The sequence below is a fragment of the Ensifer adhaerens genome (assembly GCF_020035535.1).
GTDB lineage: Bacteria > Pseudomonadota > Alphaproteobacteria > Rhizobiales > Rhizobiaceae > Ensifer.
In genome coordinates this window covers 94,754-120,739 of sequence record NZ_CP083349.1, presented here as the reverse complement: position 1 = coordinate 120,739, position 25,986 = coordinate 94,754, and the positions used below count along the sequence as shown (strand labels likewise).

Genomic DNA, 25,986 nt, shown 5'->3' with positions numbered 1-25,986 from the left:
ATCCGCCGCTCCAGGCTCGTCGCGCCCGATCCGCGCGCGCGGCTTTGCAGCCGGCAGGTGCGGGTCGCGGGCGGTTTCTCATGTGGTGGAACCGCGTCTCGATATCACCAATGCGCCAGGAAACACAATCGACAATCCAACCATCGCTCAGAAATCCGCTAGCACCAGATCGGCCGGCCGCTGACGGTCAACGACGCGGTGGGCATTCGGAATGTCGTTGCCGAAGGCTTTTCGCTTCGCTGCCTCCTCGTCATAACCATGATCGTACCAGCGCTTCAAAAGTCGCCGCTCCAGCTCCTCAACGCCTGGATTGATGAAGATGGTAAAATCGAAGGCGCCCTCCAGCTTGTTCCACGGCGACTCGTCGAGCAGCAGATAGTTGCCTTCCACCAGAATGATGCGGGTCTCGGGTGAGACGATCCGGGCAGAGGCGATCGCGATCTCGCGCGTACGATCGAAGACCGGCACCAGCACCTCGCCGTCATTGGCACGCACTGCCGCAACGGTCGACAGGAACGCCCTGACGTCGAAAGTTTCCGGCGCTCCCTTGCGCGGCAGCAGGCCCTTTTCCTCCAGAACGGCATTGTCCATGTGGTAACCGTCCATCGGCAGCACCGCCGCCTTTTCTCCGCCGGCCACCAGCGTCTCGGCGAGTGCATCCGAAAGCGTCGACTTGCCGGCACCGGGCGGACCGGCAATGGCGACGACGAAACGGGCGGCGCCGGCCGCCCGCTTCAGGATTTCGTTGGCGATCGGCTCGACGTTCATGCCGCCAGCGCCTCGCGCGGCGGCTCCTTGGCGCCGGTCATGAAGGCCACCGCATCCGACATCGTGTGCTCCTTCGGATTGATGACGCAGAGGCGCTTGCCGAGACGGTGAACATGGATCCGGTCGGCCACCTCGAACACGTGCGGCATGTTGTGCGAAATGAGCACGATCGGCAGACCGCGCGAACGCACGTCAAGGATCAACTCCAGCACGCGCCGGCTTTCCTTGACGCCGAGCGCGGCTGTCGGCTCGTCCATGATCACCACCTTGGAGCCGAAGGCTGCGGCACGGGCCACCGCCACGCCCTGGCGCTGGCCGCCCGAGAGCGTTTCCACCGCCTGGTTGATGTTCTGGATGGTCATCAGGCCGAGCTCGGACAGTTTGGCCCGCGCCTTCTTCTCCATCTCGGCCCGGTCAAGCGTGCGGAAGAGCTTGCCCATGAGGCCGGGTTTGCGGATTTCGCGACCGAGGAACATGTTGTCGGCGATCGACAGCGCCGGCGACAGTGCCAGGTTCTGATAGACCGTCTCGATACCGGCCGTTCGCGCATCCATCGGCGAGCGGAAATTCACCGGCTTGCCTTCCAGCCTTATCTCGCCTTCATCCGGCGAGATGGCGCCGGAAATCGCCTTGATCATCGAGGACTTGCCGGCACCGTTGTCGCCGATCACGGCGAGGATTTCGCCGGGATAGAGATCGAAATCCGCATGATCGAGCGCGGTGACCCGACCATATCGCTTGACCAGGCCGCGTGCGGTGAGAATGGGTTCCTGAGCCATCAGCCTGCTACCTTTCTGATCCATTGGTCGATTGCGACGGCGGTGATGATCAAAACGCCGGTGAGGAAGACTTTCCATTGCGGGTCGGCACCCAGCATGTTGAGGCCCATGGAGACCACGCCGACGATCATCGCACCGATCAGCGTGCCAAGGATCGATCCGCGTCCACCGAACAGCGAGATACCGCCGATCACGGCCGCAGTGATGGCCTGCAGATTGTAGTCGGTGACGGCTGCGGAGGGCGAGATCGAGCCATTGCGGCCGATCGAGACCCAGGCGGCAAGAGCGGCGATCAGACCGGCGAGCGTGTAGGCGCTGAGGAGCACGCGGCTGGTGCGGATACCGGAGAGCTTGGCGGCTTCCGGATCGTCGCCGACAGCATAGAGGTGCCGTCCCCAGGCGGTGTGGTTGAGCGCGTACCAGAGGCCGAAAACCAGCACGACCATCATCACTACGCCAAGCGTGAACACCGCAGAGCCCACCTTGAAGCTGACGCCGAAGACGTGGAGCATCTGAGTGACCGCCGTCACATCGGCCTCGCGGATCGTCGCGTTGGCGGAGTAGATGAAGTTCGTCGACATGATCACGTACCAGGTGCCGAGCGTCACGATAAACGGCGGAAGCTTGACCCTGGAGACGAGGAAACCGTTGAGGAAGCCGCAAGCGCCGCCGACGACAAAGCCGAGGAAAATCGCGATTGGCGCGGGAAGCCCGTAGGTCACGGCGCAATTGCCCATGATGACCGCCGAGAGCACCATGATCACGCCGATCGAAAGATCGATGCCGGCCGTCAGGATCACCAATGTCTGCGCCGCGCCGAGAATACCGACGATGGCGATCTGCTGCAGGATGAGGGTCAGCGTATAGGACGAGAAGAACTTGCCCCCGATGGCCATGCCGAAGATCAGGATCGCGGCGACCAGGACGATGAACGGCACGGCTGCCGGGGTCGAATGCAGGAAATGCTGGATCTTCTGTATCGCTGTCTTGTCATGCGTATCGAACGACGCGACCTGCGTCGAACTGTTGACCAGGACTTTTTCGAATTCCTGGGATGGCTGTGCGGCTGCGTTGGGCTCGCCCATGGACCTTCCTCCCGTGAACCCCACTCCCAAGGGGTTGCGATGCTGCTCGGTGCACAGCCCGCCCACCGTGTGGCGGGCATCAGCACTCTTACAAGAAGCTGCGCGGTTTTCATCGCCTTGTCAAAGACATCGGCGCTTACGCGAAGGGCGGCCGGGGCCGCCCTTCCGTAGCTCGTTCATGCGTTCGAAACGTAGAGGCGATCAGCCCCAGCACTTATCCGTGCCGACCTTGGTGTCGATCGATTCGACGCCGGCAGCCGGCTTGTCGGTCACGAGCGAAACACCGGTGTCGAAGAAGTCCTTGCCTTCGGTCGGCTTCGGCTTTTCGCCGGTATCGGCGAACTTCTTGATTGCCTCGATGCCGAGTGCGGCCATCATCAGCGGGTACTGCTGCGAGGTGGCGCCGATGACGCCTTCGGCGACCGATTTGACACCCGGGCAACCGCCGTCGACGGAGACGATCAACACGTCCTTTTCCTTGCCGACGGCTTTCAGCGCCTGATAGGCGCCGACGGCAGCCGGCTCATTGATGGTGTGGATGACGTTGATATCCGGATCCTTCTGCAGAAGGTTTTCCATGGCCTTGCGGCCACCTTCTTCGTTGCCGTTGGTCACGTCGTGGCCGACGATGCGCGGATCATCCTCGTCGCCGATCTTGTTCGGGTCCTTCGGGTCGATGCCGAAGCCGATCATGAAGCCCTGGTCGCGCAGGACGTCGACCGTCGGCTGCGACGGCGTCAGATCGAGGAAGCCGATCTTGGCGGTCTTGGCGCCTTCGCCCATGGTGGCCGCAGCCCATTGGCCGATCAGCTTGCCAGCGAGCAGGTTGTCGGTTGCAAAGGTCGCGTCGGCTGCGGTTGCCGGATCAAGCGGCGTGTCGAGAGCGATCACCAGCAGGCCGGCATCCTGCGCTTTCTTCACCTGGTCGACGATCGCCTTGGTATCGGAAGCCGCGATCAGGATGCCCTTCGCGCCATCGGCGATGCAGGATTCGATCGCAGCCACCTGGCTGTCATGGTCGCCGTCGATCTTGCCGGCATAGGCCTTCAGCGTCACGCCGAGTTCCTTGGCCTTGGCGGTCGCGCCTTCCTTCATCTTGACGAAGAACGGGTTGGTATCGGTCTTGGTGATCAGGCAGGCGCTGACATCGGCGGCCTGCGCCGGCGCGGCGAAGACGACGCCAAGCGACAGCGCGCCGAAAGCGGCGGAAAGAACAGTCTTCTTCATGAAATCCTCCCAAGGATTGAAAATCGTGCCGGCGTACCGGCCCAGGCCACGCCACCGCAGCATTCTCCTCCGCTGCGAGCGACGCTTCCGAGATAAAAACAAACACTAAATTTCCGGGGTGTCAATAAATAAATCAAATTGAATTATTATTTCGATGTGTCATTCTTGCGATGACGACGCTCCGCCGGAGGATTGGTGCGCCCATCAAATTGACAGAGCCGCGACAAGTGGAAACAAGAGACCTGCGCCAAGCGGGCACCAGAACGGGATCAGGGAAAATCGCATGCGGTTTTCCGCCCGCATCCCGCTCTCATTTATGATCCAGTGCCAACGGGAGGAGACGGTGGCATGTCATTGACAGACGGTCCTGATCGGGGACCGACGCAACCTGAAGTCATCGACCCGAGCGGCGGCGCCAACCAGACGCGTGTGCGCGCCTATAACGAGCGCCTGGTCATGTCGCTGGTCAGGCGTCACGGCGGCCTTTCCAAGGCCGATATCGCGCGCCGCTCAGGCCTTTCGGCGCAGACCGTTTCGGTCATCATGCGGGCGCTGGAAAGCGATGGCCTTCTGGTCAAGGGCGATCCGGTTCGCGGCAAAGTCGGACAGCCCTCGACGCCGATGCGGCTCAATCCGGACGCGGTCTTTTCATTCGGCGTCAAGATCGGCCGGCGTAGCGCCGATCTCGTGCTGATGGATTTCGTCGGCAGCATCCGGCTGCATCTGCACCATGTGCACGCCTATCCGTTGCCCGGCGATCTCGTCGACTTCATCATTTCCGGCATGGCGAAGCTCGAACAACAGCTTGACCCCGACCAACGCAAGCGGATCGCCGGCATCGGCATCGCCACGCCCTTCGAGCTCTGGAACTGGGCGGAGGAAGTGGGCGCCCCACGCGAGGAAATGAATAAGTGGCGCGACGTCGATCTGCAGGCGGCAGTCTCGGCCCGCACCACCTATCCGGTCTTCCTGCAGAATGACGGCACCAGCGCCTGCGGCGCGGAACTCGCCTTCGGCGTCGGCGCCAGCTATCCGGACTTCGTCTATTTCTACATCGGCTCGTTCATCGGCGGCGGCGTCGTCCTGAACTCAGCACTCTTTTCCGGACGCACCGGCACCGCCGGCGCCGTCGGTCCGCTGCCCGTCTCGGGCAAGGACGGCAAGACCATTCAGCTGCTGAAGATCGCCTCGGTTTTCGTGCTCGAGAACCTGTTGCGCGCACGCGGCATCGATCCGCGGCCACTCTGGTACTCGGCCGATGACTGGATCGATTTCGGCGAACCGCTGGACATCTGGATCGACGACTGTGGCGCAGCCCTTGCCCAGGCGGTCGTGTCGGCCGTTTCGATCGTCGACTTCTCCGCCGTTGTCATCGACGGCGGTTTCCCGCCCTGGGTGCGGGCGCGGCTGCTCGCCGCCACGCGCAAGGCGCTCTATGAGCTCGACCTCCAGGGCGTGACCATTCCGGAGCTGGTGGAAGGTATCGTCGGCAGCCATGCGCGCGCCATCGGCGGCGCCAGCCTACCGCTCTTCTCCCGCTACCTGCTCGACACCAATGTCCTCTTCAAGGAGCTCGGCTGATGCTGAAAGGAATTAACCCGATCCTCAGTCCCGAGCTGCTGGCAACGCTCCGGGCGATGGGCCATGGCGACGAGATCGCGCTGGTCGATGGCAACTACCCGGGGCAGGAGCACGCGCGTCGTCTCGTCCGTCTTGACGGACACGCCCTGATCCCGGTGCTCGACGCCATCCTCAGCGTTTTCCCGATCGATGATTTCGTGCCCGAAGCGATCTTCCGTGCCACGGTCAAGCAGGACAGGGACGCGCTCGACCCGGTGCACAGCGAGATCATCGCGTGCTGCGGCCGGCATGAGCCGGACCGTCGCGTCGTTCCCTTGCTCGGCGCGGACTTCTACCCGCGGGTCAGGGCTGCCCACACCGTGGTCCAGACGAGTGAACCCAGGCTCTACGGCAACGTCATCCTGCGCAAGGGCGTGATCTATCCCTGAAACGCAAAAAGCCCGCCGAAGGACGGCGGGCTTTTGTTATTGCGGTGAGACCAGGTCTCAGGCGCCGCGCTTGTCGACCGACAAGGCACCGGGGCCGAAGGCGGCCAGCACGAAGAAACCGCCGGCGATCGCAACGTTCTTCATCATCATCAGGCCGTTGAAGACGGTCAACAGGCCGTTGGCTTCCGGCGGGAAGTTCGGGATGTTGATTGCGCCGCTGTGGAAGGCGAAAGCCGTGACCAGGCTGAACAGACCCAACAGATAGGCGGCAATCTTGGTCTGGAAGCCGACGAGAACGGCAAGGCCGGCCACCAGCTCGAAGAGGCCTGCGAGGTAGGCGAGTGCGGTCGGGGCCGGCCAGCCGGCGCCGGTGATCATCTGGGCAGTGCCCGACGGATCCATCAGCTTGCTGAAACCGGACATGATGAACATGATAGAGAGCAGGACGCGTCCGACGAGGACGACAACATTCTGAGGCATGCGAGGCTCCTGTGAGAAACGGGTGTTGGCAACAGAAGTACCAGCATTCTCAAAATCAGCTAGCCGTCGCGCGGGCGACAGATCGTTCACAAAAATGAAACGACCCGGAGACATCGTCAACCTTTGCAGCCGGCATTCTCTCGCTCGTCTGACGGCGGACACGGAACTACATCATCAGCAAATCGTTCTTTTCTATTGCAAGGACGCAGCGGCTAGGCGAAGAATTTCGGCGCGGCAGGGGACGCCGCCCGGGGGCATGTCATGAACGAAATCAACAGGAGCCCGACATTCTGGCGCTCGTTTCCGATCTTTGAAGAATTCGACAAGAATGCCATTGCCGAACTTGCCGATATCGCGACCTACAGGAAGTGGCCGGCCGGCACGGTAATCTTCCAGCGCGGCGACGAAGGCAATTACATGATTGTCGTCATCTCCGGGCGCATCAAGCTATCGCTGATCACCCCGCAGGGCCGCGAGCTGATGCTGCGCCAGCACGAGGCCGGCGCGATCTTCGGCGAAATGGCGGTGCTGGACGGCCAGACGCGCTCGGCCGATGCCACGGCGATGACCGCCTCCGAGGGCTATGTGATCGGCAAGAAAGCCTTTCTCGATATCGTCACCAATCGACCGGAGGCAGCCGAGGCCGTCATCCGCTTCCTCTGCGCCCAGCTACGAGACACAACCGAGCGACTGGAGACCATCGCACTCTACGACCTCAACGCCCGTGTCGCGCGCTTCTTCCTCGCGACACTCCGCCAGATCCACGGCAACGAGTTGCCGGAGAGCGCCAATCTCAGGCTGACCATGAGCCAGACGGATATCGCCGGTGTACTCGGTGCCAGCCGACCGAAGGTCAACCGCGCCATCCAATGGCTGGAAGAGAGCGGCGCCATCAAGCGGAACGACGGCATCATCGCCTGCAAGGTCGGTCGCCTGCACAGTATTGCCGACCCGGAGGAGCACTAGACCGCATGGTCACTGAGCCGCGCCGGCAATTGCGTTTTACTCCGCTTGCCGGCGGGTTCCTGACGAGCCTGCTTGTCGCCGTCGCTCTCTATCTCTTCGCCGAGCCGGTCTTCGAAACGCAGCGCGAGTTGTTCTTCGACAATCTGACACAATGGATCCCCGCGCCGCAGTCGCCTGATATCATTGTCGTCGACATCGACCGCCATGCCCACCAATCGCGTCCGTCCGGCGAATGGGACAGGACGGCAACCGCCGAGCTCCTGTCTCGGCTTGCTAAGGCCGGCGCCAGGGCGGTGGCCGTCGACTTCGTCTTCAGCGCCGATTGCAATGCGACCAGCGACGGCAACGCTGCCCTCGCCTCGGCACTCGGAAGCGTCCCCGTCATCCTCGGCTTTCTGGTTGCCGATACGGTGCAGGAGCGGCCGCGGCCGGTACCGCCACTGGCCCTGAGCCGCCCCTTCGCTCCGCCCGAACTCTGGTTCCTCGACGGCGCCGAAACGCCCTGTGCCGCTTTCATGGAGCAGGCAAAGGCGGCTGCCGCTTCGTTTCTCGTTGGCGACGAGGACGCGCGGATCCGGCGGGTACAAGCCTATGCCATCCTCGGCAACGACGCCTATCCGACGCTGGCGATCGAGGCGGCACGGCTGATGCGCGGGGCCGGCACGCCCATTCTCGGCGGCGCGCCCGCGTGGGTGCGCATCGACGGACAGGTGATCGCGCTCGACGAAACCGGCAGCCTGCGCTTCGTCGCGAGCGCTGCGGACCGGCTCGCCACCCGCACGGTTTCAGCCGCTGACGTGCTCTCCGGCGAGGCGACCGCAGACCGGTTTGCAGGCAAGCTCGTGCTGATCGGCAGCAGCCTGCCGAGCCTTGGGGGCTTGCGGCCCAGCGCCTCGATGCCGCTCGAACCCTCGGTGCAGATTCATGCCGATGTCGCCAATGCGATCCTGACCGGCTTCATCCCGCAGCGCGACAGCCGGCTTCCGCTGGCCGAGGCCGCCATGGCCCTCGCCGCCGGCCTTGGCATCGCCTTTGCGGCGGCACGCCTTCGGCCGCTGATATCGGCAGCCCTTGGCCTAAGCGCCGTCGCCGCCGTCGTCGCGGCCGCGGCGGCCATCTATGACGCCAGCGGTTGGCTTATCGATGCGGTCAGCATTTCCGTCGCTCTTGTCACGGTTCTCGCGGTCACGAGCGTCCTGCAATTCGCCCGGGTGCGGCGGGCCGAAGCGGCGGCACGGCAGAAGTTCTCACAATACCTGCCGCAATCGGTCGTCGCCCGCTACATCGACAATCCCGGGCTTGCGCGCGTGGCCGGCGAGGAACGGCAGGTAACAGCGCTTTTCACCGATATCGAGAGCTTTTCCGCCCTATCGCAGAGGCTGAAGCCGCGGGACCTCATTGGCCTGCTCGATGTCTATTTCGCCGAGGTCAACGCCCTGGTGGCGGCGCATGGCGGCATGGTCGACAAGGTGGTGGGCGATGCGGTGCATGCGTTTTTCAATGCGCCCGAGGATTTGCCGCAGCATGTCGACAGGGCCATCGATTGCGCGAAGGCGATCCACGCATTGACGGAAGAGATGCGCCGGCGTCCGCAGTTCGCGGCCAATACCTTCGGCAGGACGAGGATCGGCGTCGAGACTGGACCGGCGGTCGTCGGTGAAGTCGGCGCTGGCGGCAAGCTCGACTACACCGCCCATGGAGACGCGATCAACTTGGCGGCCCGTCTGCAGGAGGCGAACAAGTTTCTCGGTACGGCGATCTGCATCGGGCCTGCAGCCGCAGCGGAAAGCAAACAGCCGCTTCGCCCGCTCGGCAGCCACGAAATCCGCGGCTTCTCGACGATGGAGTTGTTCACGGTTGCGGACTGAGGCGACGGCCACCCGCCCATGCTCACTGAAAGGCATACCGGCTTTCGGGTTTTGCCAATTCAACGCGTCAGGCCAACGCTGGCATAGGCTTCCTTGATCCGCGCCTCGCCCCAGTTGACCGGCTCGCTCGGGGCATCACCCCGGTGATGGAATTCCACCCCCTGCCCCGCAGCGACGATCTTGGTCACGCCGCCGCGCGCGACCGTAACGCTTCCATGTTCGACGAAGACCGCAAAGGCGGCACGGCTCGGTCCGCAGAAGAATTTGGTGCCGCGCACGCCGATCATACCGAAAGCGGTGCGCACGGCCACATCGACCTTCGGCAACCCCTCGGGCCGATCGAAGACCATGCGTCCTGTTCCAAGCTCGAGCGTTCCGCCCTGGCCAGCAATGAAGCTATCGACGAGAAGTTCGGTTTCGGCGCCGAGGAGCACCCGGGTGTCCGCGCCAAGGTTCAAGGTCGCATAGCTTTCGACATTGGTGTGCACGCGGTCGTTTTCGAAGAGCTCGCTACCGACGGCAAGCAGTTCGTCCTTTTTCGCCCGCTTTCGCCTTACGTCGCCGCGCACCTCGGTCGCCTCGCCAAGGGCCGAACTTGCCCAGGAAGGGACGGCACGACCGCCGACGGCCGCCAGCAACAGTCCGCCGACGACGGCGCGTCGGCTGACCAGCATGTGGCGCAGCGCCACTGCCAGATCTTTCATTGCCTCTCTCCTCTTTGAGCGTTGCCGCCATTCGAGGATAGCCCCGGCGCTCCCGGATGCAAGCGGCTCAAAAGCCCGCCCTCAACGGCCCCTCGCCACTTCGCCAGAGCTTTCGCCACCGGGCTGTTCCCGCCGGAACAGCGATCCGCGACGGGCGCGAATAAAGTCAACGTCAAGAGAAGGGGAAAGCATCATGGAAAAGCGCAGCACATCCGGCACCCGCATCATCAACGCACTCCTGCTGGCGATTGTCAGCCTGCTCGCGGTGGCCGCGATCGCCCTTCCCCCGGCGCGTGCTGCGGATCTCTCCGCTGCCGAGGTCTGCGACCGCGAGGCGGGCAGCATGTTCGACCTGCAGCGCAACCAGGCTTTCCCTGCCGTTTCCACCGAAGACATCCGGATTGGCGTCGCGCTGTCGGCCTGCCGCGAGGCCTATAATCAGAAGAGCGGCGCCCGCGCCGAATTCCAGCTGGCCCGCGTGCTCGACAAGGCGGGGCAGAAGGCCCAGTCGCTGCGCATTCTCGGTGAAGCCGCCGAACACGGTCACGCACTGGCAATGACGAACTACGCCGTACTCATGGGCGAACAGGGCGACACGGCAACCGAATTCTCGTTGAACCAGAAGGCCGCGGCCGCCGGCAACATTCTCGCCGCCTACAATCTCGCCGTTTCCTATCGCGACGGCATGGGCACGCCGGTCAACGGCAAGCTGGCGATCGAATGGTTCGAGCGGGCATCGCTCGCCGGTGACGACGTCGCTGCCTTCAACCTCGCGGTCATTCTGGACGAAGGCAAGCTGGTGGCGGAAGACAACGGAAGGGCTGCCAAATTCTACCGGTTGGCCGCAGACCGCGGCAATGTCGACGCCATGGTCAACCTTGGCCTGATGCTGGAGAACGGTGAAGGTACCGCCAAGGATCTTCCCGCTGCCCGTGCCATGTTCCGCAAGGCCGCCAACGAGGGCGACGCCTTCGCCGGAAAGAAGCTAGCGGAACTCACCGCCGACGAAACCTTCCAGACCGCCATGCTCGGCAAGACCAGCCGGATCATCAAGTAACCCCACACGCCTCCCAAGGGCCACGCGGGCCGGAGATCATCAGGATCTTCGGCCCGCGTTTTCGTTTCGGATGACGCAATTGCGGACGGAAAACCGCTTCGCCTTTTCCTGGAATTGGTCTTCCAGTTCGCAATTCCGGACGGAAAACCGCTTCGCACTTTTCCTGGAATTGCTTTAGCGGATCTCGCCCGCCTGCGGCCCCCAGGTATCGGTCAGTGCAAAGCCGTCGGCGAGCGGATCGAAGGGATCGAGTGCCACCTGGTGCAGGCCGAAGGTCCAGCCGCGGCCGGCAATGGTAGGGATGATCGCCTCACGACCGGCAACCGTCGTTACACCTTCGAGGCCGACTTCAAACTCGGAGCCGATGATCGAGCGGGACTTCAGGACATCGCCGACCTTGACCTTGCCGCGCGCATGCAGCGTCGCGAGGTTGGCCGAGCTGCCGGTGCCGCAGGGCGAGCGGTCGACACGGCCCGGCCACATGGTGGTGCAGGTGCGGATCGTGCCGTCGGGCTCGACATCGCGGAACATGACGTAGGCGACGCCCTTGATCTCCGGGATTTCCGGATGAACGACGGGGATGGTGCGGTTGACGATATCCTTCAGGATCATTCCGGCTTCGACGATCTCGCGGGCGTTTGCCTTGTCGATCGTGGTACCGATCTGGCCGACATCGACAAGGGCGTAGAAGATGCCGCCATAGCAGAGGTCAAGCTTGATCTTGCCCCACTTCGGCGTGTCGACTTCGACATCGAGCTCATGCACGAAGGACGGCACCATCGTCAGCTTTACCTTTTCGCACCGGCCATCGCGGCAGGTCGCGGTCGCCTTGACGAGACCGGAGGCGGTGTCGAGCATGACGACGGTCTCCGGTTCCTTCATCTCGATGATGCCGGATTCCAAGAGCGCAGTCGTGACGCAGATGGAATTCGAGCCGGACATGGCGTGCGCCTGGTCGGCCTGCAGGATGATGAAGCCGGCATCGGCTTCCGGCCGCTTCGGCGGCACCAAGAGGTTGACCGAACCGATCGAGCCGGACCGGGGCTCCAGGCACAGGAACCGCCGGAGGCTGTCGTCGACCGTGTTGATGTGGTTGAGCTGCTCGGCGATCGAGTTTCCCGGGATCTTCGGCACGCCGCCGATCGCGACCTTACCGATCTCACCCTCGCAATGAACGTCCAGCAACTGGATCGTGCGCTTCCACCGCATGCCGTTTCTCCAACTCGCTTGCCATCGCCCTGGCGGCGATCATGGCTGATATATCAGATGCGCTTGCATTACCGCTTTCCTCGATCCGCCGCAAGGAAAACCGCCGGACGCCGCAAGAGTCGCCCCAAAGTTGCCGCTTGACGCGTCACACGTAGCGCGACAGCTTGGGGCCACTCGCGACGCAACCTTCTGGATCTCCATGACAAAGCTGATCATCTTCACCGACCTACACATGGTGCCCGAAGGCACGACGATCATCGGGCTTGATCCCTACCAGCGCCTCGCCAACGGCATCGAGCACGTCAACCGCTACCATGCGGACGCCGAACGGGTGATTTTCACCGGCGACCTTACCCACTACGGCGATCACACCTCCTACGAGCGGCTGAAGCGGCTCGTCGATCAGATCACGCCGCCGGTCGCCATCACCATCGGCAACCACGACCGGCGCGAGGTGTTTCTTGACGTCTTTGCGGACGCAACGACCGACGAGGGCGGCTTCGTGCAGCAGGCGATCGATTTCCCGGATTGCCGCGCCATTCTCCTCGATACGCTCTTTGCTCCGCCATATGACTACCCGACCAGCCATACGGGTCTTCTCTGCGCCAGGCGCCTTGCCTGGCTCGACCGGCAGCTTACTGAGGCCGGCGACAAGCCCGCGCTGATTTTCATGCACCACCCGCCGCACCGGACGGGCTTTACCGGAATGGATGCGATCCGGCTCGCCAACGAGGCGGAGTTCTACGATCTCGTCAAACGGCACGGCAACGTCCGTCACATCTTCGCCGGACATGTGCACCGCACGATCAACGGCTCCAGCCGTGGCATTCCTTTCTCGATCTTCAAGAGCCCGGTGCACCAGCAGCCTATGCCCTTCGACACGCCCGACACCTCTCTGTCCGTCGACGAGCCGGCCGCCTACGGCATCGCTGTCGTGACCGAAGATGGCGTGCTGGTGCATACGGAAGACTACGAGATTGCCCGCCGGGACGCCGCCATCGCTTGAGGGCCATTTCGGACCGCCGACCTTCATGCTAGTTTGAGGATATGACCGAACCCGTATCCCTCGACGAAACCTTCGACTGCCAGAGCTGCGGCGCCTGCTGCGCGTATTCGGCTGACTGGCCCCGCTTTTCGCTGGAGACGGACGAGGAGCTCGACCTGATCCCGGCGGAGTACGTGTCGACCGATCTCGGCGGCATGCGTTGCGAGGACGATCGCTGCTCTGCCCTGAACGGCAAGCTCGGCGAACATGTCGGCTGCAAGATCTATGCGATCCGGCCGATCGTCTGCCGCACCTGCATGCCCGGCGACGATGAGTGCCTGATGGCCCGCGAGAAGCACTTCGGCAAGGCCGCCTGACGCCGGATCATCCGGAGGATTCGCTAACATTCCGCATCCTCTGCGGCACCACATCCGTAGAACGGTGAAACATTCCGCCAAAGACGAAAAATGCCGGATGGATGTACGGCGGAAGGAAGCGTATTTTCCGCCCACGATCAGGGGCGCGCCGCGCCCTTAGAAACCGCTTCCCGGAGGATAGCGCTCGATGAGCCAGACACCGCTTCACAAGACCACTGCAGAGACCGGCGCTCCGCAGGCTCCGTTCGCCGAGTTCGCTCCGCCGATGCGCCCGCAGAGCACGCTTCGCCAGGCCATCACCGCCGCCTACCGTCGCCCGGAAACGGAAGTGCTGCCGGCACTCGTCGAAGCTGCGACGCTGGACGCCAAGACCCGCGAGGCGGCCGCCAAGACCGCACGCAAGCTGATCGAGGCACTGCGCGCCAAGCACAAGGGCTCCGGCGTCGAGGGTCTCGTGCAGGAATATTCGCTTTCGAGCCAGGAAGGCGTGGCGCTGATGTGCCTCGCCGAAGCGCTGCTGCGCATTCCGGACACCGCGACGCGTGACGCGCTCATCCGCGACAAGATCGCCGATGGCGACTGGAAGTCGCATATCGGCGGCGGCCGCTCGCTGTTCGTCAACGCCGCCACCTGGGGTCTCGTCGTCACCGGCAAGCTGACCTCAACCGTCAACGACCGCAGCCTTTCCGCCGCGCTCACCCGCCTGATCGCCCGTTGCGGCGAGCCGGTCATCCGTCGCGGCGTCGACATGGCGATGCGCATGATGGGCGAGCAGTTCGTCACCGGCGAAACCATCGACGAGGCGCTGCGGCGCTCGCGCGCGCTCGAACAGAAGGGCTTCCGCTACTCCTACGACATGCTCGGCGAAGCGGCGACCACAGCTGCCGACGCGGAGCGCTACTACCGCGACTACGAGCAGGCGATCCATGCGATCGGCAAGGCATCGGCCGGCCGCGGCATCTATGAAGGCCCCGGCATCTCGATCAAGCTTTCGGCGCTGCACCCGCGCTACGCCCGTTCGCAGGCGTCGCGCGTGATGGCAGAGCTTCTGCCGAAGGTGAAGGCGCTCGCGGTCATCGCCAAGAAATACGACATCGGCCTCAACATCGACGCCGAGGAAGCCGACCGTCTCGAACTTTCGCTCGACCTGCTCGAAGAACTCTGCCTCGACAAGGACCTCGCCGGCTGGGCCGGCATGGGCTTCGTCGTCCAGGCCTATGGCAAGCGCTGCCCCTATGTGCTCGACTTCATCATCGACCTTGCCCGTCGCGCCGAACGCCGCGTCATGGTACGCCTCGTCAAGGGCGCCTACTGGGATGCCGAGATCAAGCGCGCCCAGCTCGACGGCCTGGAAGACTTCCCGGTCTATACCCGCAAGATCTACACCGACGTCTCCTACATCGCCTGCGCCAAGAAGCTGCTGGCTGCGACCGACGTGATCTTCCCGCAGTTTGCCACCCACAACGCCCAGTCGCTCGCGACCATCTACGAGATGGCCGGCAAGGACTTCAAGGTCGGCAAGTACGAGTTCCAGTGCCTGCACGGCATGGGTGAGCCGCTCTATGACGAAGTGGTCGGCAAGGGCAATCTCGACCGTCCCTGCCGCATCTACGCGCCGGTTGGCACCCACGAGACGCTGCTGGCCTACCTCGTTCGCCGCCTGCTCGAAAACGGCGCGAACTCCTCCTTCGTCAACCGCATCGCCGACCCGAAGGTCTCCGTCGACGAGCTGATTGCCGATCCGGTCGAGATCGTGCGCGCCATGCCGGTCGTCGGCGCACCGCACGACCAGATCGCGCTTCCCGACAATCTCTTCGGTGAAACGCGCCGCAACTCGGCCGGCCTCGACCTTTCCAACGAAGCGGGCCTGACCTCGCTGACCGCAGCACTCCAGGCGAGCGCTGCGATCGACTGGAAGGCCGTGCCGCTGCTGGCAACAGGTCCTGCCTCCGGCGAAACCCGCTCGGTTCTCAACCCCGGCGACCACCGCGACGTTGTCGGCTCGGTCACCGAGACTTCGGAAGCCGATGCCCGCCAGGCTGCAAGCCTTGCCGCCAAGGCCGCCGCAAGCTGGGCCGCCGTCTCGCCGACGGAGCGTGCCGCCTGCCTCACGCGTGCTGCCGACCTGATGCAGGCACGTATGCCGACCCTGCTGGGCCTGATTTCGCGCGAAGCCGGCAAGTCGCTGCCGAACGCGATTGCCGAAGTGCGCGAGGCGATCGACTTCCTGCGTTACTACGCTGAACAGACCCGTCGCACGCTCGGCCCGGCCCACAAGGCGCTCGGCCCCATCGTCTGCATCAGCCCGTGGAACTTCCCGCTGGCGATCTTCACCGGCCAGATTGCCGCCGCACTCGTGGCCGGCAACCCGGTGCTGGCAAAGCCTGCCGAGGAAACGCCGCTGATTGCCGCCGAAGGCGTGCGCATCCTGCACGAGGCCGGCATCCCGGCTGACGCGCTGCAGCTTCTGCCCGGCGACGGCCGCATCGGCGCTGCCCTGGTGGCCTCACCGGAGATCGCCGGCGTGATGTTTACCGGCTCGACCGAAGTCGCCCGCCTGATTCAGGCGCAGCTGGCCGACCGTCTTTCGCCCGCCGGCCGGCCAATCCCGCTGATTGCCGAGACTGGTGGCCAGAACGCCATGATCGTCGACAGCTCGGCACTTGCCGAACAGGTCGTCGGCGACGTCATCGCCTCGGCCTTCGACAGCGCCGGCCAGCGCTGCTCGGCGCTGCGTGTGCTCTGCCTGCAGGAAGACGTTGCCGACCGCACGCTTTCGATGCTGAAGGGTGCGTTGCATGAGCTCAAGATCGGCCGCACCGACCGGCTCTCGGTCGATGTCGGCCCGGTTATTACCGCTGAGGCCAAGGGCATCATCGAAAAGCACATCGACGCCATGCGTGGCCTTGGCCGCAAGGTCGAGCAGATCGGCCTTGCCTCCGGCACCGAACAGGGCACCTTCGTGCCGCCCACGATCATCGAGCTCGACAAGCTTTCGGACCTCAAGCGCGAAGTCTTCGGTCCGGTTCTGCATGTCATCCGCTACCGCCGCGACGATCTCGACCGGCTGATCGACGACATCAATGCCACCGGCTATGGTCTGACCTTCGGCCTGCACACGCGTCTCGACGAGACCATCGCCCACGTCACCTCGCGGGTGAAGGCGGGCAACCTCTATGTCAACCGCAACGTCATCGGCGCCGTGGTCGGCGTGCAGCCGTTCGGCGGGCGCGGGCTCTCGGGCACCGGCCCGAAGGCTGGCGGCCCGCTCTATCTCGGCCGTCTCGTCGCCACCGCCCCGGTACCGCCGCAGCACAGCTCCGTTCACACCGATCCTGCTCTGCTCGATTTCGTCAAGTGGCTCGACGGCAAGGGTGCCAAGGCGGAAGCCGAAGCCGCCCGCACCGCCGGCAGCAACTCGGCTCTCGGCCTCCACTCGGAGCTTCCGGGCCCGGTCGGCGAGCGCAACCTTTATGCGCTGCATCCGCGCGGCCGCGTGCTCCTGGTTCCGGCGACGGAAACCGGTCTCTACCGCCAGCTGGGGGCTGCCCTTGCGACCGGCAACACCGTCGTCGTCGACGCCGCTTCCGGCCTGCAGGCATCGCTGAAGGATATGCCGGCCAGCGTCTCCGCGCGGCTTTCCTGGTCGAAGGACTGGGCGGCAGATGGTCCGTTCGCCGGCGCGCTCGTCGAAGGTGATGGTGCCCGGGTGCGCGAGGTCAGCAAGGCGATCGCCGGGCTTCCGGGTCCGCTGGTTCTGGTACAGGCTGCCTCGACGGAAGAGATCGGCAAGAACCCCGACGCCTATTGCCTGAACTGGCTGCTCGAGGAGGTCTCGACCTCGATCAACACGGCAGCTGCAGGCGGCAACGCGAGCCTGATGGCGATCGGCTAAACCCGCAGCTCGATAGGCGCTCCCCCGGTTCAAGAGAGCGCACTGGAAGTTCTCCTCTCCCCCACTCTTGGTGGGGGCGAGGAACTCACCCACGCCACCTCATCCCTGTGCCCTGTCACAGGGACCAGCCGCGCCGCGTCGGCGGCGCGAAATAACATCTCAACAAAAATGAGTCTTCTCACGGCACGGACGCGCCGTGACTGGATTCCTGTGACAGGCACAGGAATGACGGTGGAAGCACGCGGCCTCATCTACAGCACCGCACCAAATCCGACACCCGCACCGATCCAAACCATTGTGGCGCTGTCCTTCGCAATCCGTTATCAGCGTTTGAGAAACGGAAGCAGCCATGTTCACCCTCAAGCGCATCGAAACGGCAAGCCAGGACGTCAAGAAGAGCCGGTTTCTGACCTTTGCCGCGCCCGTTGCCGATGAACAGGCGGCAAAGGACTTCCTCGCCTCCCACTCCGACCCCACCGCCAACCACAATTGCTGGGCATGGCGCATAGGCCAGGCCTATCGCTTCAGCGACGATGGCGAACCGAGCGGTACCGCCGGCAAGCCGATCCTCGCTGCCATAGATGGCCAGGAACTCGACCGCGTCGCGGTAGTGGTCACTCGCTGGTTCGGCGGCATCCTGCTCGGCAGCGGCGGCCTGGTGCGCGCCTATGGCGGCACGGCAGCGCTGTGCCTGCGGGCGGCGGAAAAGATCGACATGATCGAAACCGTGCGCGCCACAGTCGCCCTCGACTTTTCCGACATGGCGCTGATCAAGGCGCGGCTTCTTGCCCGGGACGTGACCATTGTCGGCGAGAGCTTCACGGACAAAGGCCCGGTTCTGACCGTGGACCTGCGCAAAGACGAGGCCGAGGCGATCCTCTCAATGGTCGTCGATCTCAGCCGCGGCAAGGCCGTGGTTTCGCTGGACGACTAACTCCTCCGTCAACCAAACCCCGCAGGTCTTCACCCGCACCCAGCCCGCCCGACACGAAGGAGCGCCAGCGAAAAGTGTGCGCGGTTTACTGCGCCCTGCCCCGCTCTAATTTACTCGACCAAGGGCGTCATACTAGAACCGCTCCATCCAGCGTATGCTCGATGACGCACAACAGGAGACAGCACCATGAAGACGAGAGTTCTTGGCAAGACCGGCGCAACCATTTCCGAGATCGGCTTCGGCGCCTGGCAGATCGGCGGCTCCTGGGGCGATGTCAGCGAGGCGGACGGCAAGCGTGCGCTCAATGCCGCGCTCGATGCCGGCGTGACCTTCGTCGACACCGCCGACGTTTATGGCGACGGCCGCTCCGAGAAGATCATCGCGGCGGTGCTGAAGGAGCGCGGCGGCGACAAGCCCTTCGTCACGACCAAGGCGGGCCGCCGGCTCAGCCCGCATGTGACCGAAGGCTATACGGACGAAAACATCGAAGCGTTCATCGACCGCAGCCTTGCCAATCTCGGCGTCGAGACGCTCGACCTGGTACAGCTCCATTGCCCGCCGACCGAGGTCTATTACCGGCCGGAGCTGTTCGGCGCGCTCGACCGGCTCGTCGCCAAGGGCAAGCTCCGCCACTACGGCGTCTCGGTCGAAAAGGTCGAGGAAGCGCTGAAAGCGATCGAATATCCTGGCGTCGCGACCGTGCAGATCATCTACAACATCTTCCGCCAGCGCCCGCACGAGCTGTTCTTCGCCGAAGCGCAGAAGAAGAATGTCGGCGTCATCGTGCGGGTACCGCTCGCCTCCGGCCTGCTCTCCGGCAAGATCAACCGAGAAACCGCGTTTGCTGCCGACGATCACCGCAACTTCAACCGGCACGGCGAGGCCTTCGATGTCGGCGAGACCTTTGCCGGCGTGCCCTTCGACGCGGCGCTGGAAGCCGTCGAGCAGCTTCGTCCGCTGGTGCCCACGGGCGTGCCGATGGCGCAGTTCGCACTGCGCTGGATCCTCGAGCAGCAGGCGATTTCGGTGGTGATCCCCGGCGCCCGCAATGAGGCGCAGGCCCAATCGAACGCAGCCGCCAGCGCCCTTGGCGCTATCGACGGCGAAACCAGGGCCGCAATCGGCAAGGTTTACGAGCGGCTGGTGAAGGTTCATGTTCATCACCGCTGGTAACTGACGCCAGCGCCCGCGGGCGCTGGACCAAGGGAGGCGCAGCCATGACGGATCCCTTCGAGCTGCAACGTTTCGTCGAAGCCCAGGACCGCGTCTATGTCGCGGTTCTGGACGAGCTCGGCCGCGGCAGCAAACGGACGCACTGGATGTGGTTCGTCTTCCCGCAGATTGCCGGCCTCGGCCACTCGCCGATGGCACAGCGCTACGCAATCACCGGACTTGACGAAGCGCGGGCCTATCTCGCCCATCCGCTTCTGGGGCCACGGCTTCGGCAATGCACGGAGCTCGTCAATTCGGTTTCAGGGAAGTCGGCGCACGACATCTTCGCAAGCCCCGACGACATGAAATTCCGCTCGTCGATGACCTTGTTTGCCGAGGTCGACGAAGCCGGGCGCCTGTTCGAGCAGGCGCTAGGAATTTACTTCGAGGGAGAGAGAGATCGGCGCACTCTGGACATACTGGCGCATCGGCAGTGATGTCGAGCGCCTTGGCGCTGGCGGAACGCCGTCTGGCGGCCGTTAGAGATTGGGCGTCGAATTGACCAGGAAGAACAAGATCGTGAAGGCACAGATCGAAAGGCCAGCAACGATCACCAGCAGTTCTTTCATCATGTAGCGATACATCCGGCACCTCCTTTCCTTTAGTGGCCGCGGTACCACCCTGAATATAGGAATTCATTGGGCCGATTTTCAGATACAGGCGTCAAAAGTTCGTGAAGGCGCTCCCGCCTTTTTGTGATCCGGGACTCCCTCTTCCAACGGCTCCGAGACGGGTTCGACGCCTCCACGACCTCTATAAATTATGCTATACATATTCCTTGTCACCTAACCACTTCGTGGCATTGAACAATTGCCTTTCGTGCCTGCCGGCGCGGAGCCTCGGCTCCGCCGGAAAGATCGACGTCTATCATCCGACCAAGCCTTCTAGCGTTCGAAGTAGACGATCATCCGCAAATGACGGTGTTCGTCGACGAGCAGCGTCTCATGCGCGAAGTCCTGGCGCGCACCTTGTGCATCCAGGACGGAGCCGAGGCCGCGGCCGTAGCGATCCATGCCGGGCTGCTCCATCCACTGACGAAACACATGGGAGAGCGACTTGAGTTCGTCGATCAAGGTGAGCATGGCGGGATCATCCCGGGCGGTGGCCAGGTCGGCACGGAACTGGGCAAGCAATCTCGGCGCATCCTCCTGCCATGCGGGCAGCCGATGGCGCATGTCGGGATCGGCGAAAACCAGCCGCATGACGTTGCGATCGCCTATGTCGCGGCTTGAAAAGCCGAACAGGCCGTCGGCCGCTCGGTTCCACGCAATCACATCCCAGCGCAGGTTGAGCACATAGGCGGGACGCGCGACCAGATCGTCCAGCAGCTGCTGGATCCGCGGACCAACGGAGGGCCATTGGTAGGCCTCGGGTGGCGGCGGACGGCCATGGGCAAGCAGGAAAAGGCGGCTGCACTCCGCGTCATCCAGCCTCAGCGCTTTCGAGACCTTGAGGAGGAAGCTCTCCGAGACATGAATGTCGCGGCCCTGCTCAAACCAGACGTACCAGGTGAGCCCGACACCGGCGAGCTGCGCCACCTCCTCGCGCCGCAATCCCGGTGTTCGGCGGCCGCCGGTTATAGGAAGGCCGACGTCGCTCGGCGTGAGCTTTGCCCTGTGCCGGACCAGGAAGTCGGAGAGATCGCTTCGCGTACGTGCAAGGGTTCGGCCAGACAAGATATTGCCCTCAGTAACAGGATAATAAGCAATATTGTAACAGTTCAGATCGTGCATCAATTGTCTCCCTCCTACAAGGAGGTGATGATGTCCGAGAGCAATATCGATCTACCCGAACGCCAGACTGCCACGAGCGGCACGCGGCCTGACGTGAACAGGGCGGGCCTACGTGAATGGTCGGGACTGGCACTGCTTTCCCTGCCCACTGCGCTGCTCGGGCTCGACCTGACGCTTCTGCACCTCGCGCTTCCGGCGCTGGCGGCAGACCTGCGCCCCTCCAGTACAGAGGCGCTCTGGATCATGGATGCCTATGGCTTCATGATCGCCGGCTTCCTCATCACCATGGGTACGCTCGGCGACCGCATCGGTCGGCGCAGGCTGTTGATGGTCGGGGCAGCGGCCTTCGCTGTCGCCTCGATCTTTGCTGCCTTTTCGAGCGGCGCCGTCATGCTGATCGCTGCCCGGGCAGCGCTCGGCGTGTCGGCGGCAACACTCATGCCCTCGACGCTCGCGCTCATCAGCAATATCTTCAGGGATCCCCGGCAGCGTGCGCTTGGTTTCGGCGTATGGGCCACCATGTTCGGCGTCGGCTATGCACTGGGGCCGGTTGTCGGCGGCTTCCTGCTGGAGCTTTTCTGGTGGGGTGCGGCGTTTCTCATTGCCCTCCCGATCGTCCTGCTCTTGCTGATCCTCGGCCCGTTCCTCCTGCCGGAGCATCGCGCCGCCAATAGCGAGAAGCTCGACCTTCCGAGCCTCGCCCTGTCGCTCGCCACCATGCTACCGGTGATCTACGGCATCAAACAGATCGCCAAATACGGCTTCGCGACCGACGCGCTGACCGCCATTGCGGTCGGGCTCGCCGTCGCGATCCTGTTCATCCGCCGGCAACGGCGGTTGAGCGATCCGCTGCTTGATATGACGCTGTTTTCCAGCAAAACCCTTTGCGTGGCCCTGATCATCCTCCTGGTCGGACTTGTCGCCGTCGGCGGCGCCATGCTGCTCGTCGCGCAATATCTCCAGCTTGTGGCGGGATACGCGCCATTCGGCGCGGGGCTGTGGATGGGGCTCGCAGCCTTGGGCATGATCGCGGGCGGGGTTGCGGCACCGCTGGTCGCCCGTCATTTCCGGCCGGGTCATGTGGTCGCCGCCTCGCTCGCCCTCTCCGCGGCCGGCTACCTGCTGATGGCAATCATTTGCGGTGACACGTCGTCTGGTGTCGCCTTGGCCGTTTCCGGGCTCACACTTGCCTATTTCGGCAACGGCACCATTGCCGCGCTCGGCACCGACCTCGTCGTCGGCTCCGCACCGCCGGAGAAGGCGGGCTCCGCCTCGGCGATGACGGAAACCGTGCAGGATCTCGGCATTTCACTCGGCATCGCCATCCTCGGCAGCATCTCGACTGCCATCTATCGCCATTGGATTGCGCGCAGCGCCCCGGACAACCTCGGCCCGGCAGCCCATGAGGCCGTCAGCGATAGCCTGTGGGGCGCCCTGGCAGTGCGAGCGGAAGTGCCGGCAGTCCTCATCGAGGATGCCCGGGCCGCCTTTGTGGCGGGCTTCAACACCGCGGCCGTCCTCAGCGCCATCGCCGTGACCATGCTTGCGGTCCTTTCGGCCCTGGCGCTGCGTCATATCAAGAAACTCGAGCCATCATCCGAGTGAGGCGAGATCGCGGGCCGCGCCATGGCGATTCGGCTTCGCACCCGCGCAGCCACACAACTTTGGAATACCAACCACCACAAGCCGCAAGGCGATATAGCAGCCTGCGGCCGGACGTACGAACGGCCGCCCCGGGAAAACAGCCAGAGCTTTCGAGATGACAGCGGCGGGACTTCAGTCCAAGGTCCATGCCTGGAACGAATTTGGTGATGCAATGCCTTTTGCGATCAGCATCAAATGTATCAACGCGACCGCATCCCCGATCATGGCGCTGTGGGATGAGGCAAGCGGGTTCGAAGAAGCCGCCTCGATGTCGGGATTGCGGTACCCTCCACACCTCACGCTCGCCGTTCTTGACAAGGAGCCAGAGAACGCGAGCGAGATATTCAAAGAGGTTTTCGCGGGTCAGTCACCGCTGTCCATTTCTTTCGAAAGCGTGGGTTACTTCGAAAACGAATACCTAGTTCTCTGGGCACGGCCAAACCACATCGACGCGCTCCTCAACCTGCATGCAAGCTTGCATCGGCACCTGGATCCCGGCGCTTGTCATGAACATTACCGCGTAGGGCAATGGGTGCCGCACTGTAGCCTAGCGACAAAAATTCCCTCATCTCGGCGTCAGCAGGCGATGGAATGGGCGCAACAGAAACGTCTTGCTGTATCGGTGGACTTCGAGGTCGCAGACCTCGTTCGGTTTCCACCCGTTGTTGTCAGGCGGGAATGCAAATTGCGGGCTTAGCAGGAAGATCAGCTAACACTCGCCGCCAAGGGCGCTTTGCGACGCGCAAAGAATACAACCGAGAAGACTCGAATAGGAGTCAGCATCGACAGCTATCGTTCATTGAACTTAATCGAAGAAGCAGCCGCAATTCGCGGCTTTTATTTCAGGTCTTCTAGGGAATAGTCAGCCTCGACTTGAGGCTTGAAGAAGAATGGCGCACCCGAAGAGATTCGAACTCCTGACCCCCAGATTCGTAGTCTGGTGCTCTATCCAGCTGAGCTACGGGTGCTTTCGCCTGCAGCGGTCAAACCGCTTGCGTGAGCGGTTCTCTAAAGGGTCCTTTCGGGGATTGCAAGCGCCGTTCTGGAAAAAATTTCATTTTTACGACGATGGCCCGGCTGACTGTGGACAGTCGCGACGACGGCGGTGCAGCAACGCCCTGAAAAGCAGGGCGTTGCGCAGTGGAAGCGTCTTCAGAAAAAATTTGGCGGCTGCGGCGGCGCTAGCGGCTGCCCGCTTCAAAGGTCGGACTTCCCGTCCGCTACTGGCGAAACTTCGAGCGGAACGCGTCGAGAGGCACGGGCCGGTCAGGGAGTTCGATGCGGAAAAGCGTGCCGGGGGTCGGCTTTTCGACAAGGGCGATCGTGCCGCCATGGGCAAGCACCAGTTCGCGGGCGATCGCAAGGCCAAGGCCCGTGCCCCCGGAACGGGCCGAACCGCGGAAGGCGGCGAACAGGTTTTCCCGCGCCTTGGGCGGCATGCCGGGGCCGGTATCGTCGACGGAGATGGTGACGACGCTGCCGATGCGCATGGCCGACACCGTAAGCAGCCGAGGGCGGCCGTCCTCCGGCTCGTGATTGGTCAGGGCCTGGACGGCATTGCGGCAGATATTGTGCACAACCCGGAACAGTTGCTCGCTGTCCGCATCGACCTCGATGTCGTCCTGCATCTGGATCTGGAAATCGATGCCCGCCTGGGGGTCGATCGCCAGCAGTTCGGCGACATCGGAAACGAGCGGCTTCAATGCCACGAAGCGGCGGTGCGGCTCGGCCTCGGTGGTACGGCCATAGGAGAGGACCTCGCGCGTATACCCGACCGCCCGGTCGATGGTACGCAGCAGGGTCGGAGCGAAGCGCTTGACTACCGGGTCGTCCACGTCGGCCAGACGGTCGGAGATCAGCTGTGCCGACGACAGGATGTTGCGCATGTCGTGGTTGATCTTCGACACCGCAAGGCCAAGTTCGGCAAGGCTCTTCTGCTGCTTCAGCGTCTTCTGCAGTTCGCGCTGCATGCTGGCGAGATGCTGGCCGGCGACGGCAAGTTCGTCGCGCCCCTCCGGCGGCACCAGCACCCGAGCCGGATCGGCCGGGTCGTCGGAAAACTCCTGCATGCTTGCCGTCATGCGCCGAATGGGCGTGATCAGCATGCGGTTGATGGCGAGAAAGATCAGCGCCGCGGTAATCAGCGAAATGACAAGCGACAGGGCAAATACGTTGCGCGAATAGACGAGCATCGCCTTGCGCAGGCTCGCATCCTTCATCAGGAGCTCGATCGTCGCATCGCTTTCCCCGAGCGGTCCATAGACGCGGATCACGCGATCGCCGCCAAAGAGCAGGGTATCGAAGGCATCGCGGATGGCGCCAATGGCGGTGGCATTGGCGACGTCGTACTCGCCCTTGATCTCGAGCGGCATGTCGGTGAGCGCGATCATGCGCGACGCGTCCTTGCGGCGGATAACGATCGCCTTGGTGCCGGTCGCCATCAGCGTGTCCTTCTGGACGCTGCGCGGCAACTCGACATTCTGCAGGCCGTCGACGACGACGGCAGCGGCAGCGGCCGTGTTCAGCCGATCCTCAAGCCAGCGAATGCGCATGGTCGCCACGGACGGCGCAAAGATCAGCACTTCCGCGAGCATGACGAAGACGATGGTCAACAGGAGCAGCTTGCCGGAAAGGCCCCGGAAGAACCCCGCGCTCGTCTTCAGTGGCTCGCTTGCCGTTGCCGGACGCGTCTCTTCCGCCATGCCTTACAAACTTCCCTGCCCGTCGATCAAAACGCCCGAGTCCCTACACAAGCGCCCGAGCCAACGGGCTTCGTGTGAAGGGCGCATAATAGGAGATGCCGAATTGTTTTCCAATCTCGGAGGGAGCCGCCCGAGTGCGACATAGGCGCGGACGTCTTTCGGGGTCGCGCCATTGGCAATCGCTGAGAACCACATCCCGATCATCTCTCTCCCCTCGCATCACCAAGGCAAAATCCTCGACGCAATGCCGCCTCGCTCGGGATCTACCTGCACAGAATCCGGATCGGTGTAAGTCACCCAGGGAACAATTTGGCAATCCTGCGGGGATCGGCGCGCGCCGGCGGTGACGACA

Annotated in this window: 22 protein-coding genes, 1 tRNA gene and 1 pseudogene; 14 read left to right on the top strand and 10 right to left on the bottom strand. The window is 63.5% G+C overall.

Annotated elements, in window-relative coordinates; translation table 11 throughout:
* Positions 1 to 147: 147 nt before the first annotated feature.
* The 4 genes from LAC81_RS00560 to LAC81_RS00545 all read right to left on the bottom strand — a co-directional run bounded on the left by LAC81_RS00560 (position 148) and on the right by LAC81_RS00545 (position 3,859).
* A complete protein-coding gene (locus LAC81_RS00560) occupies positions 148 to 768 on the bottom strand; it encodes a nucleoside triphosphate hydrolase (protein ID WP_223726318.1) in 621 nt (206 codons plus the stop codon).
* The gene (locus LAC81_RS00555) at positions 765 to 1,547 is read right to left on the bottom strand and encodes an ATP-binding cassette domain-containing protein (RefSeq protein ID WP_113536560.1); all 783 of its coding nucleotides are present in this window, start codon (positions 1,545 to 1,547) and stop codon (positions 765 to 767) included. Before LAC81_RS00555 ends, LAC81_RS00560 begins: the two co-directional genes overlap by 4 nt.
* The gene (locus LAC81_RS00550; protein ID WP_223726317.1) at positions 1,547 to 2,632 is read right to left on the bottom strand and encodes an ABC transporter permease; all 1,086 of its coding nucleotides are present in this window, start codon (positions 2,630 to 2,632) and stop codon (positions 1,547 to 1,549) included. The genes LAC81_RS00555 and LAC81_RS00550 overlap by 1 nt, the downstream gene beginning before the upstream one ends.
* A gap of 201 nt (positions 2,633 to 2,833) precedes the next feature.
* The gene (locus tag LAC81_RS00545; RefSeq protein WP_113536767.1) at positions 2,834 to 3,859 is read right to left on the bottom strand and encodes a sugar ABC transporter substrate-binding protein; all 1,026 of its coding nucleotides are present in this window, start codon (positions 3,857 to 3,859) and stop codon (positions 2,834 to 2,836) included.
* Positions 3,860 to 4,207: 348 nt separating this feature from the next.
* Between LAC81_RS00545 and LAC81_RS00540 the strand changes: the two genes are divergently transcribed.
* The gene (locus LAC81_RS00540) at positions 4,208 to 5,440 is read left to right on the top strand and encodes an ROK family transcriptional regulator (RefSeq protein ID WP_223726316.1); all 1,233 of its coding nucleotides are present in this window, start codon (positions 4,208 to 4,210) and stop codon (positions 5,438 to 5,440) included.
* Positions 5,440 to 5,868 carry an RbsD/FucU family protein gene (locus LAC81_RS00535; RefSeq protein WP_223726315.1) on the top strand — a complete coding sequence of 143 codons (429 nt, stop codon included), beginning with the start codon at positions 5,440 to 5,442 and terminating at the stop codon, positions 5,866 to 5,868. The genes LAC81_RS00540 and LAC81_RS00535 overlap by 1 nt, the downstream gene beginning before the upstream one ends.
* Positions 5,869 to 5,925: 57 nt before the next feature.
* On the opposite strand, the gene LAC81_RS00530 is transcribed toward LAC81_RS00535, so the two are convergent.
* Entirely contained in the window at positions 5,926 to 6,348 is a 423-nt protein-coding gene (locus tag LAC81_RS00530; RefSeq protein WP_223726314.1) for a DoxX family protein, read from the bottom strand.
* Between the two features lie 261 nt (positions 6,349 to 6,609).
* Between LAC81_RS00530 and LAC81_RS00525 the strand changes: the two genes are divergently transcribed.
* Entirely contained in the window at positions 6,610 to 7,314 is a 705-nt protein-coding gene (locus tag LAC81_RS00525; protein WP_113536565.1) for a Crp/Fnr family transcriptional regulator, read from the top strand.
* 5 nt (positions 7,315 to 7,319) lie between these two features.
* Positions 7,320 to 9,182 (top strand): CHASE2 domain-containing protein, encoded by a 1,863-nt coding sequence (locus LAC81_RS00520; RefSeq protein ID WP_223726313.1) that lies wholly within the window; start codon positions 7,320 to 7,322, stop codon positions 9,180 to 9,182.
* Positions 9,183 to 9,241: 59 nt separating this feature from the next.
* Here LAC81_RS00520 and LAC81_RS00515 read toward each other — a convergent pair whose 3' ends face one another.
* A complete protein-coding gene (locus LAC81_RS00515; RefSeq protein ID WP_328717342.1) occupies positions 9,242 to 9,865 on the bottom strand; it encodes a FecR family protein in 624 nt (207 codons plus the stop codon).
* A 214-nt stretch (positions 9,866 to 10,079) separates the two neighbouring features.
* Here LAC81_RS00515 and LAC81_RS38385 point away from each other — a divergent pair.
* Both LAC81_RS38385 and LAC81_RS38500 read left to right on the top strand, forming a co-directional pair.
* A pseudogene (locus tag LAC81_RS38385) lies at positions 10,080 to 10,622 on the top strand (sel1 repeat family protein); the annotation flags it as partial.
* A 63-nt stretch (positions 10,623 to 10,685) separates the two neighbouring features.
* Entirely contained in the window at positions 10,686 to 10,943 is a 258-nt protein-coding gene (locus tag LAC81_RS38500) for a tetratricopeptide repeat protein (RefSeq protein ID WP_419195834.1), read from the top strand.
* 174 nt (positions 10,944 to 11,117) lie between these two features.
* Here LAC81_RS38500 and LAC81_RS00505 read toward each other — a convergent pair whose 3' ends face one another.
* The gene (locus LAC81_RS00505) at positions 11,118 to 12,152 is read right to left on the bottom strand and encodes a proline racemase family protein (RefSeq protein ID WP_223726310.1); all 1,035 of its coding nucleotides are present in this window, start codon (positions 12,150 to 12,152) and stop codon (positions 11,118 to 11,120) included.
* Positions 12,153 to 12,351: 199 nt separating this feature from the next.
* On the opposite strand from LAC81_RS00505, the gene LAC81_RS00500 reads away from it, so the two are divergent.
* From LAC81_RS00500 to LAC81_RS00475, 6 genes are all read left to right on the top strand, one after another.
* Positions 12,352 to 13,158 (top strand): phosphodiesterase, encoded by an 807-nt coding sequence (locus LAC81_RS00500; protein ID WP_223726309.1) that lies wholly within the window; start codon positions 12,352 to 12,354, stop codon positions 13,156 to 13,158.
* A 41-nt stretch (positions 13,159 to 13,199) separates the two neighbouring features.
* Positions 13,200 to 13,514: a YkgJ family cysteine cluster protein gene (locus LAC81_RS00495; RefSeq protein ID WP_223726308.1), complete on the top strand. Its 315-nt coding sequence runs from the start codon at positions 13,200 to 13,202 to the stop codon at positions 13,512 to 13,514.
* 187 nt (positions 13,515 to 13,701) lie between these two features.
* Positions 13,702 to 17,409: a trifunctional transcriptional regulator/proline dehydrogenase/L-glutamate gamma-semialdehyde dehydrogenase gene (gene putA, locus LAC81_RS00490; RefSeq protein WP_223726307.1), complete on the top strand. Its 3,708-nt coding sequence runs from the start codon at positions 13,702 to 13,704 to the stop codon at positions 17,407 to 17,409.
* 349 nt (positions 17,410 to 17,758) lie between these two features.
* Entirely contained in the window at positions 17,759 to 18,343 is a 585-nt protein-coding gene (locus LAC81_RS00485; RefSeq protein WP_223726306.1) for an IMPACT family protein, read from the top strand.
* 186 nt (positions 18,344 to 18,529) lie between these two features.
* Positions 18,530 to 19,516: an aldo/keto reductase gene (locus LAC81_RS00480; protein WP_223726305.1), complete on the top strand. Its 987-nt coding sequence runs from the start codon at positions 18,530 to 18,532 to the stop codon at positions 19,514 to 19,516.
* A 44-nt stretch (positions 19,517 to 19,560) separates the two neighbouring features.
* Positions 19,561 to 19,992 carry a DUF1810 domain-containing protein gene (locus tag LAC81_RS00475; RefSeq protein ID WP_223726304.1) on the top strand — a complete coding sequence of 144 codons (432 nt, stop codon included), beginning with the start codon at positions 19,561 to 19,563 and terminating at the stop codon, positions 19,990 to 19,992.
* Between the two features lie 447 nt (positions 19,993 to 20,439).
* Here LAC81_RS00475 and LAC81_RS00470 read toward each other — a convergent pair whose 3' ends face one another.
* Positions 20,440 to 21,288 (bottom strand): helix-turn-helix transcriptional regulator, encoded by an 849-nt coding sequence (locus LAC81_RS00470; RefSeq protein WP_223726303.1) that lies wholly within the window; start codon positions 21,286 to 21,288, stop codon positions 20,440 to 20,442.
* 30 nt (positions 21,289 to 21,318) lie between these two features.
* Here LAC81_RS00470 and LAC81_RS00465 point away from each other — a divergent pair, with 30 nt between their 5' ends.
* Both LAC81_RS00465 and LAC81_RS00460 read left to right on the top strand, forming a co-directional pair.
* Positions 21,319 to 22,893 carry an MFS transporter gene (locus LAC81_RS00465; RefSeq protein WP_223726302.1) on the top strand — a complete coding sequence of 525 codons (1,575 nt, stop codon included), beginning with the start codon at positions 21,319 to 21,321 and terminating at the stop codon, positions 22,891 to 22,893.
* Positions 22,894 to 23,047: 154 nt separating this feature from the next.
* A complete protein-coding gene (locus tag LAC81_RS00460; RefSeq protein ID WP_223726301.1) occupies positions 23,048 to 23,629 on the top strand; it encodes a 2'-5' RNA ligase family protein in 582 nt (193 codons plus the stop codon).
* Between the two features lie 194 nt (positions 23,630 to 23,823).
* On the opposite strand, the gene LAC81_RS00455 is transcribed toward LAC81_RS00460, so the two are convergent.
* Both LAC81_RS00455 and LAC81_RS00450 read right to left on the bottom strand, forming a co-directional pair.
* Positions 23,824 to 23,900, bottom strand: a tRNA-Arg gene (locus LAC81_RS00455).
* A gap of 252 nt (positions 23,901 to 24,152) precedes the next feature.
* Positions 24,153 to 25,634: a sensor histidine kinase gene (locus LAC81_RS00450; RefSeq protein WP_113536576.1), complete on the bottom strand. Its 1,482-nt coding sequence runs from the start codon at positions 25,632 to 25,634 to the stop codon at positions 24,153 to 24,155.
* Positions 25,635 to 25,986: the final 352 nt, after the last annotated feature.

Excerpts from the sequence above, each read along its gene's own strand:
- LAC81_RS00450 (WP_113536576.1), bottom strand. The coding sequence starts at position 25,634 with ATGGCGGAAGAGACGCGTCCGGCAACGGCAAGCGAGCCACTGAAGACG.
- putA (WP_223726307.1), top strand. The coding sequence starts at position 13,702 with ATGAGCCAGACACCGCTTCACAAGACCACTGCAGAGACCGGCGCTCCG.
- LAC81_RS00475 (WP_223726304.1), top strand. The coding sequence starts at position 19,561 with ATGACGGATCCCTTCGAGCTGCAACGTTTCGTCGAAGCCCAGGACCGC.
- LAC81_RS00530 (WP_223726314.1), bottom strand. The coding sequence starts at position 6,348 with ATGCCTCAGAATGTTGTCGTCCTCGTCGGACGCGTCCTGCTCTCTATC.
- LAC81_RS00470 (WP_223726303.1), bottom strand. The coding sequence starts at position 21,288 with ATGCACGATCTGAACTGTTACAATATTGCTTATTATCCTGTTACTGAG.
- LAC81_RS00545 (WP_113536767.1), bottom strand. The coding sequence starts at position 3,859 with ATGAAGAAGACTGTTCTTTCCGCCGCTTTCGGCGCGCTGTCGCTTGGC.
- LAC81_RS00460 (WP_223726301.1), top strand. The coding sequence starts at position 23,048 with ATGACAGCGGCGGGACTTCAGTCCAAGGTCCATGCCTGGAACGAATTT.
- LAC81_RS00550 (WP_223726317.1), bottom strand. The coding sequence starts at position 2,632 with ATGGGCGAGCCCAACGCAGCCGCACAGCCATCCCAGGAATTCGAAAAA.
- LAC81_RS00505 (WP_223726310.1), bottom strand. The coding sequence starts at position 12,152 with ATGCGGTGGAAGCGCACGATCCAGTTGCTGGACGTTCATTGCGAGGGT.
- LAC81_RS00465 (WP_223726302.1), top strand. The coding sequence starts at position 21,319 with ATGTCCGAGAGCAATATCGATCTACCCGAACGCCAGACTGCCACGAGC.
- LAC81_RS00525 (WP_113536565.1), top strand. The coding sequence starts at position 6,610 with ATGAACGAAATCAACAGGAGCCCGACATTCTGGCGCTCGTTTCCGATC.
- LAC81_RS00535 (WP_223726315.1), top strand. The coding sequence starts at position 5,440 with ATGCTGAAAGGAATTAACCCGATCCTCAGTCCCGAGCTGCTGGCAACG.
- LAC81_RS00520 (WP_223726313.1), top strand. The coding sequence starts at position 7,320 with ATGGTCACTGAGCCGCGCCGGCAATTGCGTTTTACTCCGCTTGCCGGC.
- LAC81_RS00480 (WP_223726305.1), top strand. The coding sequence starts at position 18,530 with ATGAAGACGAGAGTTCTTGGCAAGACCGGCGCAACCATTTCCGAGATC.
- LAC81_RS00540 (WP_223726316.1), top strand. The coding sequence starts at position 4,208 with ATGTCATTGACAGACGGTCCTGATCGGGGACCGACGCAACCTGAAGTC.
- LAC81_RS00500 (WP_223726309.1), top strand. The coding sequence starts at position 12,352 with ATGACAAAGCTGATCATCTTCACCGACCTACACATGGTGCCCGAAGGC.
- LAC81_RS00555 (WP_113536560.1), bottom strand. The coding sequence starts at position 1,547 with ATGGCTCAGGAACCCATTCTCACCGCACGCGGCCTGGTCAAGCGATAT.
- LAC81_RS00495 (WP_223726308.1), top strand. The coding sequence starts at position 13,200 with ATGACCGAACCCGTATCCCTCGACGAAACCTTCGACTGCCAGAGCTGC.
- LAC81_RS00485 (WP_223726306.1), top strand. The coding sequence starts at position 17,759 with ATGTTCACCCTCAAGCGCATCGAAACGGCAAGCCAGGACGTCAAGAAG.
- LAC81_RS00560 (WP_223726318.1), bottom strand. The coding sequence starts at position 768 with ATGAACGTCGAGCCGATCGCCAACGAAATCCTGAAGCGGGCGGCCGGC.